The organism is Paenibacillus sp. CFBP 13594 (assembly GCF_014842675.1).
Lineage (GTDB): Bacteria > Bacillota > Bacilli > Paenibacillales > Paenibacillaceae > Paenibacillus > Paenibacillus amylolyticus_B.
Genome location: NZ_JACYVQ010000010.1, coordinates 206,056 through 226,788, shown reverse-complemented (window position 1 = coordinate 226,788; position 20,733 = coordinate 206,056). Strand labels below are relative to the sequence as shown.

At 45.3% G+C, this 20,733-nt stretch carries 20 protein-coding genes; 3 read left to right on the top strand and 17 right to left on the bottom strand.

Annotation, left to right across the window (positions count from 1 at the left end; all coding sequences use genetic code 11):
• Positions 1 to 14: 14 nt before the first annotated feature.
• From IFU39_RS26670 to IFU39_RS26620, 11 genes are all read right to left on the bottom strand, one after another.
• On the bottom strand, positions 15 to 1,076 hold the full coding sequence (locus IFU39_RS26670) for a magnesium transporter CorA family protein (protein ID WP_244661130.1): 1,062 nt from the start codon (positions 1,074 to 1,076) through the stop codon (positions 15 to 17).
• 101 nt (positions 1,077 to 1,177) lie between these two features.
• Positions 1,178 to 1,951, bottom strand: coding sequence for a sigma-70 family RNA polymerase sigma factor (locus IFU39_RS26665; protein WP_047841571.1), 774 nt, complete (start codon positions 1,949 to 1,951; stop codon positions 1,178 to 1,180).
• The gene (gene rsbW, locus IFU39_RS26660; protein ID WP_076212654.1) at positions 1,948 to 2,400 is read right to left on the bottom strand and encodes an anti-sigma B factor RsbW; all 453 of its coding nucleotides are present in this window, start codon (positions 2,398 to 2,400) and stop codon (positions 1,948 to 1,950) included. The genes IFU39_RS26665 and rsbW overlap by 4 nt, the downstream gene beginning before the upstream one ends.
• Before the next feature lie 18 nt (positions 2,401 to 2,418).
• The gene (locus tag IFU39_RS26655) at positions 2,419 to 2,757 is read right to left on the bottom strand and encodes an STAS domain-containing protein (protein WP_036606989.1); all 339 of its coding nucleotides are present in this window, start codon (positions 2,755 to 2,757) and stop codon (positions 2,419 to 2,421) included.
• An 86-nt stretch (positions 2,758 to 2,843) separates the two neighbouring features.
• Positions 2,844 to 4,520, bottom strand: a complete 1,677-nt coding sequence (locus tag IFU39_RS26650) for a response regulator (RefSeq protein WP_192135811.1) — start codon at positions 4,518 to 4,520, stop codon at positions 2,844 to 2,846.
• A gap of 16 nt (positions 4,521 to 4,536) precedes the next feature.
• Complete coding sequence (locus tag IFU39_RS26645; RefSeq protein WP_074096446.1) at positions 4,537 to 5,409, bottom strand: CheR family methyltransferase; 873 nt, start codon at positions 5,407 to 5,409, stop codon at positions 4,537 to 4,539.
• An 86-nt stretch (positions 5,410 to 5,495) separates the two neighbouring features.
• Positions 5,496 to 9,221, bottom strand: coding sequence for a response regulator (locus IFU39_RS26640; protein WP_192135809.1), 3,726 nt, complete (start codon positions 9,219 to 9,221; stop codon positions 5,496 to 5,498).
• On the bottom strand, positions 9,218 to 10,387 hold the full coding sequence (locus IFU39_RS26635) for a PP2C family protein-serine/threonine phosphatase (protein ID WP_091019331.1): 1,170 nt from the start codon (positions 10,385 to 10,387) through the stop codon (positions 9,218 to 9,220). The genes IFU39_RS26640 and IFU39_RS26635 overlap by 4 nt, the downstream gene beginning before the upstream one ends.
• 341 nt (positions 10,388 to 10,728) lie before the next feature.
• Complete coding sequence (locus tag IFU39_RS26630) at positions 10,729 to 11,073, bottom strand: general stress protein (RefSeq protein WP_017692267.1); 345 nt, start codon at positions 11,071 to 11,073, stop codon at positions 10,729 to 10,731.
• 94 nt (positions 11,074 to 11,167) lie between these two features.
• Positions 11,168 to 11,701: a hypothetical protein gene (locus tag IFU39_RS26625; RefSeq protein ID WP_091019329.1), complete on the bottom strand. Its 534-nt coding sequence runs from the start codon at positions 11,699 to 11,701 to the stop codon at positions 11,168 to 11,170.
• A gap of 67 nt (positions 11,702 to 11,768) precedes the next feature.
• Positions 11,769 to 12,278, bottom strand: a complete 510-nt coding sequence (locus tag IFU39_RS26620) for a DUF948 domain-containing protein (protein WP_036668007.1) — start codon at positions 12,276 to 12,278, stop codon at positions 11,769 to 11,771.
• A 221-nt stretch (positions 12,279 to 12,499) separates the two neighbouring features.
• Between IFU39_RS26620 and IFU39_RS26615 the strand changes: the two genes are divergently transcribed.
• Positions 12,500 to 12,664: a DUF1328 domain-containing protein gene (locus IFU39_RS26615; protein ID WP_017692264.1), complete on the top strand. Its 165-nt coding sequence runs from the start codon at positions 12,500 to 12,502 to the stop codon at positions 12,662 to 12,664.
• A gap of 370 nt (positions 12,665 to 13,034) precedes the next feature.
• On the top strand, positions 13,035 to 13,517 hold the full coding sequence (locus tag IFU39_RS26610) for a hypothetical protein (RefSeq protein WP_047841576.1): 483 nt from the start codon (positions 13,035 to 13,037) through the stop codon (positions 13,515 to 13,517).
• Between the two features lie 91 nt (positions 13,518 to 13,608).
• Here the strand turns inward: IFU39_RS26610 and IFU39_RS26605 are convergent, their stop codons facing one another.
• Positions 13,609 to 14,496: a cation diffusion facilitator family transporter gene (locus IFU39_RS26605; protein WP_091019327.1), complete on the bottom strand. Its 888-nt coding sequence runs from the start codon at positions 14,494 to 14,496 to the stop codon at positions 13,609 to 13,611.
• A gap of 291 nt (positions 14,497 to 14,787) precedes the next feature.
• Between IFU39_RS26605 and IFU39_RS26600 the strand changes: the two genes are divergently transcribed.
• Positions 14,788 to 14,976, top strand: a complete 189-nt coding sequence (locus IFU39_RS26600) for a hypothetical protein (protein ID WP_017692261.1) — start codon at positions 14,788 to 14,790, stop codon at positions 14,974 to 14,976.
• A gap of 114 nt (positions 14,977 to 15,090) precedes the next feature.
• Here IFU39_RS26600 and IFU39_RS26595 read toward each other — a convergent pair whose 3' ends face one another.
• From IFU39_RS26595 to IFU39_RS26575, 5 genes are all read right to left on the bottom strand, one after another.
• Positions 15,091 to 16,716: an ABC-F family ATP-binding cassette domain-containing protein gene (locus IFU39_RS26595; RefSeq protein WP_062836460.1), complete on the bottom strand. Its 1,626-nt coding sequence runs from the start codon at positions 16,714 to 16,716 to the stop codon at positions 15,091 to 15,093.
• A gap of 215 nt (positions 16,717 to 16,931) precedes the next feature.
• Positions 16,932 to 17,978, bottom strand: coding sequence for an MBL fold metallo-hydrolase (locus IFU39_RS26590; RefSeq protein WP_192135807.1), 1,047 nt, complete (start codon positions 17,976 to 17,978; stop codon positions 16,932 to 16,934).
• A gap of 67 nt (positions 17,979 to 18,045) precedes the next feature.
• The gene (gene cydS / locus IFU39_RS26585; protein WP_192135837.1) at positions 18,046 to 18,231 is read right to left on the bottom strand and encodes a cytochrome bd oxidase small subunit CydS; all 186 of its coding nucleotides are present in this window, start codon (positions 18,229 to 18,231) and stop codon (positions 18,046 to 18,048) included.
• Positions 18,232 to 18,251: 20 nt separating this feature from the next.
• Positions 18,252 to 19,286, bottom strand: a complete 1,035-nt coding sequence (locus tag IFU39_RS26580; RefSeq protein WP_076212671.1) for a cytochrome d ubiquinol oxidase subunit II — start codon at positions 19,284 to 19,286, stop codon at positions 18,252 to 18,254.
• Entirely contained in the window at positions 19,283 to 20,629 is a 1,347-nt protein-coding gene (locus IFU39_RS26575) for a cytochrome ubiquinol oxidase subunit I (RefSeq protein ID WP_124118119.1), read from the bottom strand. The genes IFU39_RS26580 and IFU39_RS26575 overlap by 4 nt, the downstream gene beginning before the upstream one ends.
• Between the last annotated feature and the right edge of the window lie 104 nt (positions 20,630 to 20,733).

Genomic DNA, 20,733 nt, shown 5'->3' with positions numbered 1-20,733 from the left:
TAACCAATAGTAGGCTATCCCTTACGTTTTTCCGTAGCTCCTTTTTTCTCTATCTCTTCAGCTGAAGGCTGTGAGGATTTCACTTTGAGCAGATCTCCTGTCCAGCCTTTCATCATCAGCCATACATACATGCTGATCATGCTTAAGATAATGACAACAAGGACCAGTACAACTCCCCATGATTTGTCGATAAAGGGCAGGTTCTCAAAGTTCATCCCCCATATCGCACCAGCTGCCGTGGCGGGTATGAACACAGCAGTGACAATGGTCAACGTCTTCATGATCTCATTGCCACGTACACCGGAGATCGCATTATCAATGGAGATTAACGTATCAATCTCTTTCTCGTAGTGACTAAACAAACGTTCCATTCGCTCTACTCGATGTTGGAGCTGCTTGAAATATCGATTTTCATTTATTTCATCAAGGTAAGCCTCATGTGAAGCAGCCATCAGTTCCGAGTAAGGGATGAACAGATTACTCCAATACAATAATTCAAATCGAGCGGCGAGAATCTGGTCCATCAAGGTGCGTGCATTGCGAGATTCCATCTTCCGTTCCAGATCACGCAGGTTCATCTCAAAATGATCCATTCCCACATGGTAGTAATGCAGTATAGCTCGAAAGAGTACAAACATCCCGTCCCTGGCCTCACTACATTGCTGTAACATATGGGCACGTTCATCCGTCTTCATAATACCTCGTGTATTGTCATCCATATTTAAGGTAACCAGGTTATTACGATCGACATAAAAGAACATCTGATTATCTTTTCTTTTGTCATCTCTCTCATTCTTGATCGCATACAACAATGAACCAAATATGACTGGTTCTTTACCATTCACGAAACGGACGGACAAATAATTCGATTCTACTTCCGGAATTTTATAAAGCCAATACCGCATATCCGGAAACGCCTCTGTCAGCTCCTCCAAAGCATCGTTCATGCTATCGGTGTCAGGTGCAACCCAATCCCACCATTGCCAATGGTCCGAGCAAGATAACTTGTCACGGCGAGCTTCCAACTTGATTTGGTTCACAATCACTTTATCCACTCCTGCACTCATGTTCTTCATTGCATACCCATCTTTTTGATCCCAAAAAGGACACGTATGCATTTCAGCGCAATGACGTGTCCTTCTTTATGCCGTACTCAACAACATCAGGGTTCCATTTTTCATAACATTGAAGCATTAGACATGATCTGTTTCAATTTCTCTGTAGCTCGCTTCTGAATACGAGATACGCTCATCTGTGAAACACCAAGCTTCTGGGCAATTGCCCGCTGAGATTGGCCATCCTGAAAGGCTAGAATAAGTACCTGCTGCTCTTGTTCCTTCAATTGTCCCAATGCCTGTTGCAAGTCCATCCGTTTTTCGACCGAATCATAGTCATTAACATCCGCACTGATCAGTTCACCCAATGTAGCTGCACTGTCATCCTGAGATAAAGGAGAATCCAGTGACACATAGTGATAACATTCCCGACCAGCCAAGACTTCAATCGTCTCTTCTGCAGTCAAATCAAGGTATTCAGCAATTTCGTTCACACCGGGTGAGCGCTCCAGCTTCACGGTTAACTCATCAATGGCATGTTGCACAAGTGCTCCCTTTTCCTTAATCCTCCGGGGCACCTGAATATACCAGGATTTGTCTCGCAAGTAGTTCTTCATATGACCGATCATGCTCTTCATGGCATAAGGTTCAAACGGAATACCCAGGTTGATATCGTATTGCTTAAGCAAACGAATCAAGGCCATCTGCCCGGTCTGATACAAGTCTTCGTATAGATCGGGGCGATTCCGAGCAATTTTACCTGCTGCCATCTTAACCATCGGTTCATATTTACGGATGAGAACTGTTGCAATTTCATTATCTTGGGTCTGCTGGTATTCCCAGATCAAACCTATAGCTTCAGACATGGACTCTGGGGGAGTCACTTTTTCATTCATACTTTCTCCTCACTTCTTGCAAGACGTTTTACGAGTACTACTTTCGTACCTTTGCCCGTCTCACTTTCCACACTGACATCGTCCATCAAGGCTTGCATCAGGTAGAACCCAAGTCCGCCAATCTGCGCTTCTGTCAGTTCTTTGTCGTGAAGACCAGCACGTGACACAGCAGGATTCATGTTCTCGAAGCTGGCACCTTCGTCCTTAACAGTAATGGACAATGTTTCGCCTTCGACTTCGAATACAACTTCAACCATGCCGCCTTCGTGTGAGTAAGCATACAGTACAGAGTTGTTACAGGCCTCGGATACAGCAACTTTCATATCCTCAATGTCTTCATAAGAAAATCCCATTTTGGATGCTACTCCATAAAGATTAAGTCTTACAATATCAACGTAATCAGCTGTCGCCGGTAAATTAAGGGTGACTCTTTGAACTTCTGCATTCATTCCTTTTTCGATCCTTTCCTATTGGGAATTCTTCTGTGTGACAAAGAATTTGGCGATGCCCGTCATGTCAAAAAGTTTCTGGATTTGCGCAGGAACTTCCTGTACTTCAAAGCGAGCTTCCATTCCATGTCTGGCCTTCAGAACAGATAACAGGATACCAATCCCTGTACTATCGATATACTTCAATTCTTTCATGTTGATCACAAGATCCTGTTCCTTGTTATCCACCAGCGGCTCCATCACCAAGCGGAAGTCAGGAGCAACCGACAAATCCAGTTCGCCAGTCAGATACACCGTGCACACGCCGTCCTGTGTTTCAGTTCTTGCATTGAATTTTTCGTTTTTGTTTGTATTCATTAGACATCTCTCTCCTGATCAATGGTTTCCTTACCTAATAACCCAACTTCCGCACGAGTGAAACAAAAAGAAGTTTGGAAAATATTTCAATTGGCCTGATTCATGGCTGAAGGGCCTGGGTCTAACATTTGCCGTTGTTTCTGAAACTGGGCTATTTTCTGTTTTACATTGCCCATTTTCACCGGTTTACTAATATAATCATCCATGCCGGCAGCAATACAGCGCTGTTGAATACCTTCCATCACGTTAGCAGTCATGGCTATAATGATTGGCTGATTAGACTGGGACAGACTCTCTCGAATCCGCCGTGTACATTCCAAACCGTCCATCACAGGCATCTGCAGATCCATAAACACATAGTCATAGGGATACCGGCTACCGTTTACCATATCGAGTGCGCTCTGCCCATCTTCAGCAATGTCTGAGAGCAACCCCAGCTTACCAAGCATAATCGCCATCAACTTCTGGTTAATCGGATGATCATCCACAATTAATACCGTAGGATATTTATTCTCATTTTTCACATCCGTTGGTTTCTCTTCCCCGTTCCTCTGGACCAGTTCAGTTTCTACATAACGTTTCGCCTGAATTGTAAATACAAACGTCGCTCCCCGTTGCTCTGTTGTATCCAGATAGATCTGTCCACCCATCATTTCAACCAGAGTCTTGCATATTGCCAGTCCTAAGCCAGTTCCACCGTATTTACGTGTCATGGATGTATCCAGCTGGGAAAACGGCTGGAACAGGCGATCAACTTTGTCTGAAGCGATACCTATCCCTGTATCTTTAACAGCAAACTCCAATGACATTTGTCCGTCTTTTTCTTCATTCACTGACACGATCAGATATACTCCACCCTGGTCAGTAAATTTGATCGCATTTGCAATTAGATTCAAGAGAACCTGACGCAGTCTTGCCATATCTCCATAGATTAATTCAGGTACAGAATCTTCCAGGAAATAATCCAATTCCAGATTCTTTTTGCCTGCTTCTGCAGCAAACAGTCCCAACACTTCCCGAATACAGGAGGCAATTTCAAAAGGATGCTCTTCAAGTTCCATTTTGCCGGATTCCATCTTGGTGAAATCAAGAATGTCATTGATGACCGTGACAAGTGCATCCGCGCTACGACGAACGATGTCTGCATATTCCTTCTGATCTTCCCTCAGTTCCGTCTCCATCAGCAGATCAACCATGCCGATAACTCCGTTCATCGGTGTACGAATCTCATGACTCATCATTGCCAGGAACTCGGTCTTTGCATTGGCTGCAATTTCTGCTTCTTCCTTGGCCTGAATGAGTTGTTGGTTCATCTTCTCCAGTTCCTGTGTCTTCTGGTGAAGAAGCATGGTCTGGGTCTTCAAACGTTTATTGGTGATAAACATCTCTACAAAACCCTCGATTTTGGATTTCAAAATCTGAGGAATAAATGGCTTAACCATGTAATCAATAGCCCCGGCTGAATACCCGGCAAACAAGTGCTCCGCTTCTCTGCTATTGGCAGAGATGAATATAATCGGCACATCCTTGGACTTGTCCCGTGCCTTAATTAACTTTGCTGTCTCAATTCCGTCCATTCCAGGCATCTGCACATCGAGAACGATAACCGCAAATTCGTCTTTTAGCAGACAGCGGAGTGCCTCTTCTCCGGAAGTTGCCTTAACGAGTTTATATTGTTCCGATTCCAGAACTGCTTCAAGAGCAAGCAAGTTCTCAGGGCGGTCATCTACCAATAATATGTGGATTGGTTCATTGAGCCCCATGGCTAACCCTAACCCCCTATTTGATCTTCCGGTATATTTTTTCGGTCCGGTCTAACGGCTCATAGGTATCACTGAACTCTGTAAAATGTATAGATTCTTTTGACCCCAGAACCAGAATACCAAAGTGGCTCAAGCTCTCATGAAACAGCCCATGCACATGGTTCCGCAGTTCATCATTAAAATAAATCATGACATTACGGCAAAAGATAACATTAAACTCGTTAAATGACCGGTCTGTTGCCAGGTTATGCTCGGCGAAAATGATGTTCTTCCTTAGAAAAGGATGAAATATCACCGAATTGTATTTCGCTGTATAGTACTCGGAGAAGGCTCTGGTACCCCCTGCCTCCAAATAATTTGTAGTAAATAGTTTCATTTTCTCAATGCCATATACGCCTTCTTTGGCCTGTTGCAAAGAGCGATCATTCATATCCGTTGCGTAGATTCTTGCCTTGTCATACAGTCCTTCCTCATGCAACATAATTGCCATGGAATAAACTTCCTCTCCCGTAGAACATCCCGCATGCCAAATTCGGATATACGGGTAGGTTCTCAGAATAGGAATAATCTGTTCCCGAAACATTCGGAAAAGCGAAGGATCTCGAAACATTTCCGTTACAGGGATGGATAAGTTCTGTACAAAACGGTCAAACGCGGAACGGTCATGAAGCACACGCTCCTGCAAGCCGGATATGCTCTTAACACCTTCAGCATGTGCATGATGCCAGATTCTTCGTTTCAGGGATGGCAATGCATAGTTTCTAAAATCATATCCATATAAACGGTGCATGCCTTCCAACAGCAACTCAATCTCGATCAGCTCTCGCTCTTCATCTTGCGGCATGCGGACCAAATCTGCCCCTGTCTCGGTTGGTTCCCACGGTGTCATAACTTCTCTCCACTTCTTCATTTGTTACTTGCGTATTCGTCGTATTGTCTTTCATTACCCAAACAATGAACATACGAATAATGAACTTACGAATACAGCCATACGCGCATTAAGGATAACAATTGATCTGTCTGGATCGGTTTTTTCACATAATCAGATGCCCCAGCCTCAATACATTTACCGCGATCCTCTTTCATCGCTTTGGCCGTAAGCGCAATAATCGGCAACTTTTCAAACTGCGGGATCTGTCTGATTCGTGTCATTGCTTCATAACCGTCCATCTCTGGCATCATCATATCCATCAGTACCAGATCAAATTCCGGATTTTTGTCCAAAATCTCCAAAGCCTCTCGGCCGTTCTCAGCAAACGTCACATCCATCCGATAGCCTTCAAGAACACTTGAAAGGGCAAATACGTTACGAATATCGTCATCTACAAGCAATATTTTCTTGCCTTCAAACAACGTTTCTTTGTTGTGTAGTTTCTGTAAGATTCGACGCTTGTCTTCCGGCAAATTGGCTTCTACCCGATGCAGGAACAAAGTCGTCTCATCCAGCAAACGTTCCGGTGACTTGACATCTTTGATAATGATGGATTCCGCATATTTGCGCAGCTTCATTTCTTCCTTGGAATCCAGTTCTTTGCCTGTATAAATTATAATCGGCAGATCGTTCAGATATTCATCATCGCGAATCTGGTCGAGCAACTCAAACCCGGTCATATCCGTTAACATTAGATCCAGTACCATGCAGTCATAACGCTGGCTGTGTAATTCATTCAATGCCTCACTACCTGTCGATACAGCGGTGATTGCAACATCATCATGACCAATCAATTCAATAATGGCTTTACGCTGAATTTCATCATCTTCGACGATCAACAGTCGTTTTAATTGATTCTCAGTATATGATTTGATATGCGAGAATGCTTTATCCAGTGAATCCTTGCTCGAAGGTTTTTTCAGATACGCAATGGCGCCCATCATCAGACCTTGCTTCATATCATCAATAACTGAAATCACATGAACCGGAATGTGACGTGTTGCCGAACTGCTCTTCAGCTCGCCCAGAATGGTCCAACCATCCATCACCGGCAATTGAATATCTAGGATAATGGCATCCGGCAGATATTGACGTGCCATTTCAAGTCCTTTATCACCTTGAAGGGCAACAATTGCTTTGAATCCTCTTCCTCTCGCCATATCCATCAAAATATGTGCAAAGTTCACATCGTCCTCAATGATGAGAAGGATTTTGTCACCTTCCATAAGATTCTTCCGATCATCTTCGATCTGCGTGACATCTGGAGTATGGGTAGGAGAAAGATCTGTACCCACGCTACGCTCCGGATCAGGAGAGAGAATGGACTGATGACTTGAAAGCATGGTCCGTGTTTCGATGGACTGTTCATAAAGATCCTCTGAGGATACAGCCGCTTCTCTTGAAGCACCTTCCTCTGCCAAGGCTTCCTCTTCATGATTATCCGGCAGGTATAAGGTAAAGCAGCTACCTTCGCCTTCGGATGATTCCACCTGTATTGCGCCACCAAGCAAACGTGCCAGTTCCCTGCTAATGGACAATCCCAGGCCAGTTCCACCGTATTTCCGACTTGTAGTCCCATCCACTTGCTGGAATGCTTCAAAGATCAGATCCGTTTTATCCGATGGAATGCCAATACCTGTATCTTTCACACTGAATCCGAGATATTCCTGATTGGTGTTCATATAACCCGGCAGCTCTTCCGGTTTCATCCGTCGTCCAATCAGACTAACCGAACCTCGATTGGTGAACTTAAATGCGTTCGACAACAAATTCCGTAAAATCTGTTTGACGCGATGACTGTCGGTGTACACCCATTCCGGTAGATCGCTGTCGAAATCGATATTCAAGTTCAGTTCCTTTTTATTCGCCATCGGTCCGAAGTTCTGCTGAACAAAGCTGGTCAGCTCTTCCATTCGAACTGTCTCATAATTGATATCCATCTTACCTGCGTCCACCTTGGACAGATCCAGAATCTCATCAATCATCTTCAGCAGATCCGCGCCCGACATGTAGATGGTTTGAGCATATTCCTGCTGTTTGTCAGTCAGATTTCCACCTTTGTTCTCCGACAATAGCTGGGACAAAATGAGCAGACTGTTCAATGGTGTACGGAGTTCATGTGACATATTCGCTAAAAATTCGGACTTGTACTTGCTTGTCATCGACAGCTGTGTAGCTTGCTGTTCCAATTGTGTCTTCGTTTTCTCAATTTCGTCATTTTTCTCTTCAACTTCACGCACTTGCTCTTCAAGCGCCCGCGTCTTGGCAATGAGTTCCGTATTAAAATGTTCCAGTTCTTCCTGCTGACGCTGCAGCAATTCCTCGGATCGTTTAAGCGCCTCTGTCTGCTCCTCCAGGTTCTCATTGGAACGACGGAGTTCTTCTTGCTGTGTCTGCAATTCTTCCGATTGAACCTGCAGTTCCTCAGTCAGTGCCTGGGATTCGCGCAGCAGCTCCTCCACACGCAAACGACGTCGAACGTTGTTCAAAATTACGCCCAGGTTCATAATCAGTTGTGTGAACAACTGTTTGTGAAGTTCATTGAAACCTTCAAAGGAAGCCACTTCAACTACACCAATCAGTTCATCTTCAAACACGACAGGATAGATCATGATACCCGCAGCACGTGTTGAGCCTGATGCTGAACCAATATGCACATAATCTTCAGGCGTATTTTCCAGAATAATCGGTGTCATATCCAGCGCGGCTTGACCAATCAGGCCTTCACCGATGCGATACATTTCTTTACCAACATCTTCGTTCTCTTCAAATGCGTATGCACCGTAACGTCTCAGTTCGTCGGGATGTTTCTCCTCATCGATCAGATAGACGACACCCAACTGAGCGCCAAGCACAGGTGTGAACTCACTGATAAACATCTGTGAGATTTGGCGAATGGAGCCAATTCCCCGAAGCAGCTCCGGAACTCTTGCGATGTTCGAACTCATCCAGTTTTGATCCTGCTGAGCCTGTACATAAGCCCTCTCGATTTCCAGTTTTTCTTCCAGATCACTGGATACATCTTTGAACACACTGGCAATCTGACCAATCTCATCGGTTGATTTGACCTGTATGCGCCGAATGGTTCGGTAACGCCCTTTACCAAAGCTGGTAATCATCATAGATACCGTGTTCAGCCCCCGCGTAATACTCGGCAGCACCCACATAATGACACCCAATGCCAGCAACAACCCCGCAATCATGATACTTATCGTGATCTGTACGGCTCTCGTATACGCTGCATTAGCGTTTTTGATCTCGGCATCAATCTCTTGGTCCTGATAACGGGAAAGAGCATTCAAACTATCCACAGCTTCTTTTTGCACCGCGAGTCCTGTTGAATTGCGGTAGTTATTCGCATCTTCCACCCGGTTTTGGGACATCAGGCTAACCTGCCTAGTTGCATAGTTGTTATAAGCCTCCCATGCCGTGTTGACACGATCCACCAGCTGATGTTCAGGTGCACTGTCTGCCCTTTTTCTCACTTCCTCGAGGTTACGATCGCCACGCTCTTTCATCGCTTTCAAATCCCCATCTGCTGCCCCAATGGAGTTGGTTGGGTTTAATAACAAGTTAGCCAGCACTTTGGCAATGTCATTAACCTCTCCGCGGGCAGCTGAGGTGAACCTTACTTTGAGATAACGTTCCTGATACATCTGATCAATCTGCTTATTGCTACTGTTCAGGCGTTCATAACTCACAAATGTGAGTACGATCAGAATAGCCATCAGAGCGGTAAAACCAATCAGCAGTTTATTCCTGATCTTCATTCATCCCCCGCCCCTTTATCCAAAGTAATCCAGACCAGACATTTATCATCATCCCGCTCCTGGGGAATTTCGTCGTCAAAAAACATCGCCTGCATGGCAGCTTCATTCCACTGATGTGAACCTGTCAGTTTTTCGATCAGGAATTCATGTTGTTCTTCCTGCCCGCCCTGAACAGCTTCCAATAATCCATCCGTATAAAGTGCAATATGCCCGTCACCCTCGTAATGGATCGTTTGTGGTTCAATATCCATCTTGTCAAATAAACCCACAGGACAGCAGACGCTGTCAAATGTGGTGACACTGCCATCGTTTCGGAAAAATAAAGCAGGTGGATGCCCTGCATTAACATAATCAATGCGCTTCATCCGTGTATCAACGACCAGATAAATTGCCGTGAAATAATACTGCACCAATTGTTTTTCCAGATGGAGCTGGTTAAAACGACGGTTCAACTCCTGAATGACCTTCTCTGGATCCACATAAGTGGTAACCGTATCTTTCAACACAGAAGCGATAAACATGGTAAACAGGGATGAAGATATCCCATGTCCCATCATGTCGAGCAGCAGTACTCCGTAACGGCCTTCCCCAAGGGGGTACCAAGAATAGAGATCACCGGCAAGCTCAAAGGATGGTTTATAGATGGCATGCACTTGGAACAGCGGGTCCCTAATTGCCGGACTTAAAACCGCATTTTGGACCATCGCTGCCAACTTGAGCTCATCCTGAATACGTTGATCACGCTCTTTGTGCCAATCCTTCTCCTGTTTCAAACGAAGTGCGAGTCGAATTCTCGCCATCAGTTCGACTTTATTAATCGGTTTGGTCACATAGTCAGATGCACCAGCATCCAATGCTTCGGCAAGTTTCTTGGAATCTCCGATGGCAGTCACCATAATAATCGGTATATCCTTCAGATTCTCAAATTTCTGCACAATACTGCAGGCTTCGATACCGTCCATCTCGGGCATCATCATATCTAGCAAAATTAGATCAATATCCGACGGTCTTGGACGAACTTCGTTGCTTTCCTCCCCAATTCCCAACACTTCAAACATTTCCATGGCGGAACTCGCCGTTACAATGTCACGATAGTTCTCTTTTTTCAGAATTTCTCGAATGATAATGACATTCGTCGGATTGTCGTCAACAATAAGTATTCTCATTGATATCTCCTTATCTGTGGCGTCCGGGTTTGTCGATTCTTATTAAGTAAAAACGAACGTTAATTATACAAATTTTTCATACAAAACGGCAGTAGACATAATAATTCCTAGTATAACTATAATCGTAAAATCAAAAAAACTCTATCAGTAAATGGCACCATCACGGGTAATGTTCACCGCTTTTCGCCCTGTTTTTGCAGCGTCCTGATCCCGCTTCCAAACTTGCAAAAACATAGATAAGGAATGGGGAAAGCCCCATTCCTTATCTATGTTTTTGATTAAGCATTTTACATAAATGATTCAGAAGCTTGTCCATGTTCAGCAAACTTCAACTTATCGGGTTAATCTTTCTTTTTAGCAATAACGAGCACTTTACCTTTGTCGAGTTCACTCTCGTAGAAGTCCGCTTCGGCTTCGGTAAAGCCCATCGAAACAATTTTGGCCCGGAGTTCATCACCACGTGAGCGGAACAGATTCGCCAAGGAATCAAATACGCCTTCTTCCTTTATGCCAATTTCTTTGGCATCTGCTGTATCTGCAATTCGATCTGTACGATCCTTCTCATGGGCGAGAACAAAGATTTGATCAGCAAGGTATCCGGTAATCTGCAATTCTTTCACCGCTTCTACCGCCTGGACTCCGTTTTCTACCACTTTTGCATAAGCTTGCTCATTGGTTGAATTCATCGTTTCCACTCTCCTCTGATTTAATCTTCTGTATCGAGCTACTTAATATATAACCATACTATATGGGGTTGAAACGATTCGGTAATAACCAATCCTAGGAAACTGTGTCATCAAAAAGATCAATGCCTTCAATCTGCTGAGAGCCTGACTTCATATATACTTTCAGAGCCTGGTCTCCACGCAGAAACACTTCTCCGTCCTCTGCCACATAATAAGGTTTCCCGAGAGCATGATGGATCGCTTCAATATTCATCTCGATTCTCTTTCCGTTTAACATGATGTGATTCTCAGATGCATCGATATGCACATATTGAATGACATCCGTATCTTCACACAAACCAACCTTTACATCATGAAAGTGATATTCAGGACACCCCAGATAAGGATCTTCCTGCTTATGCCCCGGCTGGCCCTTCTTGGCCAACAAATCATCCATGGTGTCATCCAGAGAAATGCCATTCAGAGTCCGAAAATGCTGGAAAGTCTCGGATCGATCAACAGCCAGAGTTACCTCTGACGCCTTCTCTTCCATTGCCGTCCATTGCATATCGTGAGCAGCGGGTACCGCTGCCGGTTGAACGGAAAAGGGAGAAATTACGCTAAACATCACAAGCAGTAGTTTCATCATGATTCTCACCCTTTCATCAGGTTCATCACCGCTCTGAAGGCTTCTTTATGGTTACAAAGCGGTCATGTTACTTGCGCATCCGTTGCCATACATTCGCTGCAACATCAATATACTTCATCCAGTTTTTCCCGCCCTTAGCTTCACCATTATATGTAGCTTCATAGGATTGCAGGGTACGGTCCGTTGATGTAGCAGGCGGTGCGGTTACATGAACCGCTTCAGCATGTTTGGTCTGTTCAGCGTTGTTACGTTTGGTCTGAAATTTCGCCATCAGCGTTGTGGAGACTTGTTTGGCTGCTGCCGTCACTTCATTCAACACTTCACCCAGATTCTCAACAGATTCCATAACAGGATCAATTTTTTTCATTTTGTGCTGTACATCCACCGTAATATCATTGGCATGTCTTACCGTCTGCTTCACTTCATAACTAAGTTCATCAATGGTTTTCTGTACCTCCTGCAATGTCTGTGAGACATTGTCCAAAGACCCCTGAGCGGATTTCAAGGTACGAATTAAAAAGAAAACCAGTACTGCAAATGCCACTGCAATCAGGGCCACGCTAATTTGATAGATCATAGAAGAACCTCTCTTTCCATATGTGCATCAGTTTGTTATTGCTATAGTTACCCGGCGATTTCCCGGACGAAACAATATTATATATCCCTTCATAATATGCCTTCGCTTGGAAAAAAAACCAATGTTTCAAGTGGTTAGCACTCGGTTAAAGTTAGACTACACAAGGCGGTGAGGTGAACACAACTCACTGCACAATCAATTATACGAAAGGATGAATACTTATGTTGAAATGGTCTGTATTATTTCTAATTATTGCACTGGTAGCAGGTATTTTTGGATTCTTCGGTATTGTTGAAGCAGCTGCTTCAATCGCGAAAGTACTCTTCTTCATCTTTGTTGTACTGTTCGTAATCTCCCTGATTACGGGACGCAGCCGAATGCGATAACCTCAGGCTCTGATATGACTGAGTCTTACTAAACGAATACATACAAAAGCCGATCGTGCTACCAAGCCGATTGGCTTTTGTGCGTTCAGGCATAGTTCAACTTTTCTATACTATGTATTGCACTCCCTTCTGCTTTATTCCAATCCGCTCTCGTATGAATCCCAAAAAAACAGGACCTTATTGAGATAGCCAACCCGGTTTTATCCCACCGAAGTATGATATTTACAGGCTTGCTATATACCCATATATGCGTCAGTTGACACTGGAGGATCCAAGAAAATATTGTTATAATTTGTGATTCATAAGGGTGCTTGCTTGGTTACTTGTAATCAGGACAACATTTTACATACCTACCGAGGAGGAAAAGAAAATGAAAAAAATCGTAAGTTTTGCTGCTGCTTTAACATTGATGGGTTCGATGGCTGCCGCTGCGGGTGCGGAGGAAGCGGTTACTGGAACGGTGACTCCGGAAAAAGGAACAGAAGCTACAACAACGACAACAACTCCGGCTGTTGAAGTGAACAAACCTGCTGTAGAAACAGTAGAAGGTACTACTGAGACAGTAACCGGTGCTACCTACAGCACTAATGGTAATAATCCTTCTCCTACAACAGATAAGTTATTTGACGAACCAGTTGTAAAACCAGGCGATGAAGTACTGATGCCTACAATGTTGCTGAACCTTCTGGAGCGCACTTGGTTCTATGATGCACCTAACGGTAAACCAATCGGTGCGTTAGGCTCCCAAGTCATCGATACAACAGGTGAAGTGGTTGACGGATTCGATGGCGGCGAGTGGGTGCAAGTGTACACGTGGAAAGGCAAAGCGTGGATCCACGTTGCCATTAAGTAACATCGTATATTCGTTCTAACGATAAGTAAAGAGGACAGCACGCACAATCGCGGCTGTCCTCTTTTGATTTTCCAAGATGTTCACTCCCTGTTCAAGGATTCCTTGTGACTTCTTCCGTCTTTGGTTCCACATGTACATGTACATGCATGATGTTATGCGATCGCTTCAACCGCTCTTCAACACGGTCACAGATCCGATGGCCTTCAATCAAGCTTAGGCCTCCGTCCACTTCAATGACTACATCCACAAGTACATGACTGCCATGCACACGTGCCTTCACATCCTTGATCATCTCAACACCGGGAACGCGTGCTACCGAGGATCTGAGATCCGTCAGTTCCTTCTGGTCAAATCCATCGGTAAGACGATGTGTAGAATCCCGGAAAATCTCCCAAGCCGTTTTGCAGATCAACAGACCTACAGCAATGGCAGCTACTTTATCCAGCCATGGAAGTCCGAACTGCGCACCTATAATTCCAATTGCAGCGCCTATGCTGACCCAGGCATCCGAACGATTATCTTTCGCCGCAGCCATCAGAGCCTGACTATTAATTTGTTTAGCCAGACGGTGATTGTAACGATACACGCCTAACATCACCACAGCACAGACTACAGCCACCGCTGCCGCCCACAGGTTTGGAGCAACAAAGGCTCCTTCATACCAGGAGCGAACGGCTTCAACCAATACTTGCAGCCCAACCATAGCCATAATAAATGAAGCCACCAAGGCAGCAACAGTCTCCGCTCTGAAATGACCATAGGCATGATCCGAATCAGGTGGTTTCTGGGAGATCCGAAGCCCGATCAATACAGCAACGGATGCCACAATATCCGTAAGGTTATTAAAACCATCGGCCAACAAGGCGCTGGAAGCAAATAAATAACCACAGATCAGCTTAAAGGCGGACAAGACGAGATAGGCTGCGATACTAACCCAAGCCCCTCGCTCCCCTTTTCGAATTTCTTCATAAGCGTTCAAACCGGGCGACACCCCTTTTAACGTTTCGTATTACGGTTTTTTCATGTTAACAAATGTGGAGCGTGTGGGTCTACAGAAACAGTGTTGCCAGGCTCCATTGCTGTAGGCAAGCCGAAACAAAGTTGCCAGACGGCAGGGCTGTAGTTAATGAGAAAAAATGTTGGCCTGGGTAAAACCAAAGGTTTTGAGCATTTTATCAGGTTGCCCTTGTAGGGCTTTTGTAAAACGTATAAAATAGGTACATCCCGTCCAATCTGGACGGCTCACTGTAAGACCGGGAGGGAAATAACGATGAGCGAAAATAACGAACCGAAAAAGGTCAGTTTGCAGGATGCTATACGCCAAAAGCTGGCGCAAAAGAAAGAGCAAGCAAATTCCGGTAACCAATCCAGCGCCTACTTTGAAGGCGGACCTAAAGCGATGAAGAGTCAAAACAACAAGAAGCCTAACAACCAGCGTCGCCGTACTGGTGGATCTTAGGTCTTAAAGCCGCAGAGAAACCCATTGAATGACAAAAAGAACCGCAAGCCTTCTTCACAGAGGCTTGCGGTTCTTTGGTGTTCCTATAATAATGTGCCGTAAATGATGCTTGGTTTAAGCTTCTACCGGATACATTTTATTGCGCAGTTCTTTGATTTCATCACTTTCCAGATATTCGTCATAGCTCATTTGGCGATCAATGATGCCATTCGGCGTAATTTCGATAATCCGGTTAGCAATGGTTTGAATGAACTGATGGTCATGGGATGTGAACAGCATGGTGCCGTCAAAATCAATCATACCATTGTTCAGCGCTGTAATGGATTCGAGATCCAAGTGGTTCGTAGGCTCATCCAGAATCAATGCGTTAGCACCAGTCTGCATCATTTTCGCCAACATACAGCGAACTTTCTCGCCCCCGGAGAGTACACTTGCCTTTTTCAAGGATTCCTCACCTGAGAACAACATACGTCCCAAGAATCCACGCAGATACGTTTCATCCTGATCTTTGGAATATTGACGGAGCCAATCCACAAGAGTCATGTCTACACCGTCAAAATATTTGGAGTTGTCTTTCGGGAAATAAGCTTGAGTTGTAGTTACCCCCCAAGTATATTCGCCGCTATCCAATTCCGTTTCACCCATAAGAATATCAAACAGGAGTGACTTGGCATTCCCGTTCGGGCCAACAAATGCAATTTTATCCCCTTTGTTCACGACAAAGCTGATATCATTCAGCATGTTTACACCATCAATGGATTTGCTGATACGATCTACGGTCAACAATTGTTTACCGGCTTCACGTTCAGGTTTGAAGTTGATAAACGGGTATTTACGGTTCGATGGACGAAGGTCATCCAGCGTGATTTTGTCGAGTTGTTTCTTCCGAGAAGTTGCCTGTTTCGATTTCGAGGCGTTCGCAGAGAAACGTTGAATAAAGGCTTGGAGCTCTTTAATCTTCTCTTCTTTTTTCTTGTTGGCATCACGTTGCAAAGCAAGTGCCAATTGGCTGGATTCGTACCAGAAGTCATAGTTACCTACGTACAACTGGATTTTACCAAAGTCGATATCCGCAATGTGCGTACATACTTTGTTCAGGAAGTGACGGTCATGGGATACCACAATAACAGTACCTTCATAGTCCATCAAGAAGTTCTCAAGCCATTGAATGGATTCGAGATCCAAGTGGTTGGTAGGCTCATCCAGCAACAGGTTGTTTGGACGACCAAACAATGCTTGTGCAAGCAGGACACGAACTTTTTCGTTACCACTTAGTTCATTCATTTTCTTATCGTGCATGTCACGGTCGATACCCAGACCGATCAGGAGTGCCGCTGCATCCGGCTCAGCATCCCAGCCATTCAACTCGGCAAATTCACCTTCAAGTTCACCTGCACGCAGGCCATCTTCTTCCGTGAAGTCCGCTTTGGCATACAGCGTATCTTTTTCTTTCATAATGGCATAGAGACGACTATGACCCATAATTACCGTTTCGAGAACCGGATACTCATCATATTCAAAGTGGTTTTGCTTCAAAACGGCCATACGTTCGCCCGGGGTGATGTGCACCTCTCCCGAGTTTGATTCAATTTCACCGGACAAAATTTTCAAGAATGTTGATTTACCGGCTCCATTGGCGCCGATGAGGCCGTAACAGTTTCCTGGTGTGAATTTGATATTTACATCTTCAAAAAGTGCACGTTTTCCGTAGCGGAGCGTGATGCCGCTTGTACTGATCATTAAGCATACCATCCTTTATTGGTTAATCTGCATACTGCATGAATAGCAAGTTGCGTAAATCATGGATTCAATATCCCGATGCCTATTCTGGCACCATATTATAACACAAAAAAGCGGCAAATTCGAAAATTGGCCGCTTTTTACTTATTAAAGATTTGGTAAATACACTGTTCATGCAGGCATATCCCTACATTAACATATTTGACTCTTTTTTGTTAGCCCTGTTTGCCTTCCTCATGGTGAATGCGGAGTGTCTCGCCATGACCAAGCACCCGAATCCGCTCTTTGCCAATGCCTAGCCGTTCACGTTCGACTTCCAGCCGATCCAGCGCTTCCTTCGGCGTATCATCCGCCAGCTTGAATGTGCCGTAATGCATGGGCACCATGAGCTGTGAACCGGATTCAACGAACCCCTGCAGCGCTTCTTCGGGTGTCACATGCTGAGAAGTCATGAACCACTCCGGATCGTAGGCACCGATGGGCATCAGGGTAACACCAATGTCAAAGCGTTCTCCAATCGTTTTGAAACCCTGGAAGTAACCTGTATCACCCACAAAATACAACACTGGCGGACCGCCTGATGTTTTGGATGTTTCGTTCTTCCCTGATTCCGTGGATGATACATCCTGATTGCTCGTTGTTGCAGCACTTTCCGCTGCTGAAGTCGTTGCCGGATGGTTCGATTCCAATACATAACCGCCCCAATGGGAAGTATTGGTATCAAACAACGTTCGGCGCGTCCAGTGCTGTGCAGGGACAAAGGTTATTTTGACTCCGCCAAGTGTCATATGATCCCACCACTTCATCTCCTGGCATCGATGGAATCCTTTGCGAATCATCTTGCGCTTCAGACCATCGGGAACGATGAGCAACGTCTTGGCTGTAATCAACTTACGCAAGGAAGCCAGATGCAGATGATCATAGTGGGAATGGGATATCAGAATGACATCCAACGGTGGAATATCCTGAATCGGAATGCCGGGGGCACCGAGCCTTCGTTGAAATCCCATTTTTTCGGCCCACACCGGGTCAGTCACGATGTTCAATCCATAATATTGAATGAAAAACGTGGAGTGACCAATCCAGGTAATACTTGTGTCATCCCGGTTGGCATGCAGATAATCCAGTTCAGGCGGGTGTTTGGGCACGGTGTAGGAGTAGTCCTTCACTTTGCTCCGCCGCTGCTCCCTCCATTGTTTGAATTCCTTCAGCGTTTTGTCCGTACTTACATTATCGATATTGTTATAACGGATTTTCGGCATGAAAGGGCCCTCCTCCCTTCCTCATTTCTTAACAAGAGATTACCCCAAACGGGAATGGACGTACCAATCAATCCTTTGGGTTCTTATATACGGCCAGATATACAAACAGAAAGACAATAGCAGCCGCTATGATCAGTGGAGGGGCGTACATAATGGTGAATGTCTCAAAAAAGCTCAATCCGGTTATACCGGGTATCCCCGTAACTCCCTCAGTAGATAGTGGATTCAGCAAGGGAGTCATGAGTAAGAACATGTTTGGGTGCATGGACAGACTCATCCTTTCTTTTTACCAGAATTACCGCGCACATAATTGGCATCAAACAGAAACAGCTTCATAATCAGCACAAGCGAAGGAATGAGCACGAGTAGCCCCAGACTAAACGCTGTAATGAGTGCAATCCCCATCGTCCGATTCGTAAAGCTGTCGTAAATATTGATGTAAGGATACAGAATGTACGGAAGGTGGGATCGCCCGTAACCATACCAGGCAAAGGCAAACTGAAGCATGACAGCGACAAAACACCAACCCAGATATTTACTTTTCCACACCAGCGACACGGCAATAACAAAACAAATAAACGAAGCGATGAACATCCACGAAATATTCACCATCTGCTCAAAGTGTGCGGGATTCTGTTTGTTAATCTGCAGAAAAGCCAGAAAGCTCGCAAAAATGGTAGGCAAACTCCATAACAGCGCGTACTCTCGAAGCACCTCATATGCCGGCTCATCCCCTGCCCGCTTCGCATAATAAGATAGAAACATCGCCGAGATGTACAGCACACTGACCAGTGCAAGCAAAACAACCGACCAGGTATAGGGATTCGTCAAAAATTCACGCCAGCGAAAAAACACCTGATCGCCCACCTGCTCAATGATCCCGCCTTCGGATATCGCCAAAATGGTGGAAAATACCGCCGGAATCAGCAATCCCGTCGCCCCGTACAATGCCATGTAGATCCGGCTGTTCTGCCCATGGTTGCCATAGGTATTGTAGGCGTAATACACACCCCGGATTGCAAGCAGTACAATGGCCAAGGAACCCGGCACCAGCAAAGCTGTCCCGTAATAAAAGGCACTATCCGGATAAAACCCGACCAGTCCAACCACAAAAAAGATCAAAAACACATTCGTCACTTCCCACACGGGAGACAGATAGCGCTGAATGATGTTATGAATTTTGTTCTCGTGCCCGGTCAAAATGCTGTAAAAGCTGAAGAACCCGGCGCCAAAATCAATCGAAGCAACGATCAGGTAACCGAACAAAAACGTCCACAATATTGCGATGCCTGCAATTTCGAAACTCAATGCACGATCCCTCCTTCAAGCCCCAGAGACTCCAGTTCTTTCTCTGCTTCCTTGTTGCGGAAAAGCTTGCTGAGTACCCGAATGCATGAGAAACACAGGATCAGATACAGCAAGATGAACAACACTAACATCCATCCAACCGAAGTTGACGTCGTGGCTGCTTCCGCCACCTTCATATACCCGCGTAAGATCCAAGGCTGCCTGCCAACTTCGGCGAACATCCACCCCAGCTCGATGGCAATCATGGCCAGAGGCCCCAGCAAGACAATGCCGAGCAGCAACCATTTGGGATATGGCTTGCGCCCTGGTAACCACCGCCGCAGTACATATAACACAGGAATCATCAGGATGATCACTCCGGTTGTGACCTTCAGGTCGAACATATAGTGAATAGACAATGGTGGCCTCAGATCCGCAGGATACTCTTCGAGACCTTTCACTTCCGTATCGGGACGATTACCTGCCAAAATGCTAAGGGCATACGGAATCTCAATCGCATATTTCACCTCATTGTTCTCATCCAAAATACCCCCATAAACGAGCGGTGCCTCTTTCATCGTCTTGAAATGCCATTCTGCGGCAGCCAGCTTCTCCGGCTGATATTTCGCCAGGAATTTACCGGAGGAATCACCGATCATGACGGTACTGATGGCAAATACGAGTGCAGATACCGTCGTGAGTTTCAGTGCTTTTTTGTAATACACATGATCCCGTCCCCGAAGCAAACTGAAGGCGGCTATCCCCGCCAGGATACCTGCACTCAAGGTGTAGGATGAGGCGAGTACATGGGACACTTTGGTTGGCGTTGCCGGATTCAACATGGCAGCAATCGGATGAATGTCCTTCATAATGCCATTAATCAGGGTGAATCCCTGAGGCTGGTTCATGAAGGAGTTCACCGTTGTAATGAAGATCGCAGATGCAGATGAGCCGAGAGCTACCGGAATCAACAGCAGCATATGCGTATATTTCTTTTTGAAACGATCCCACGTATAGAGGTAAATTCCAAGAAAGATCGCCTCTATAAAAAAGGCAAACGTCTCCATGAACAGCGGCAGGGCGATTGCCTGACCCGCTACCCGCATAAACATCGGCCACAACAGACTGAGCTGTAATCCGATCGAGGTGCCTGTAACGACACCAACAGCAACGGTGATGACAAAACCTCGTGCCCATCGGCGTGCCAGCAAGGTGTAATGCATATCATTGGTTCGGAGTCCTCGCCACTCGGCCAAGGCAATCATAAGTGGAACACCTACACCAATAGAGGCAAAAATAATGTGCACAAACAAGGTAAGGCCGGTTAGTATCCGGCTGAGCAGAACAGGATCCAGGGATGACATGGTTACACTCCTCTTTCACATAATCGTTATGTACGGCAGCAATTACTCTGCTTGAACATGTATCTCAATAACTCATGATTCGGATGATGCTCTTCACAACGGCA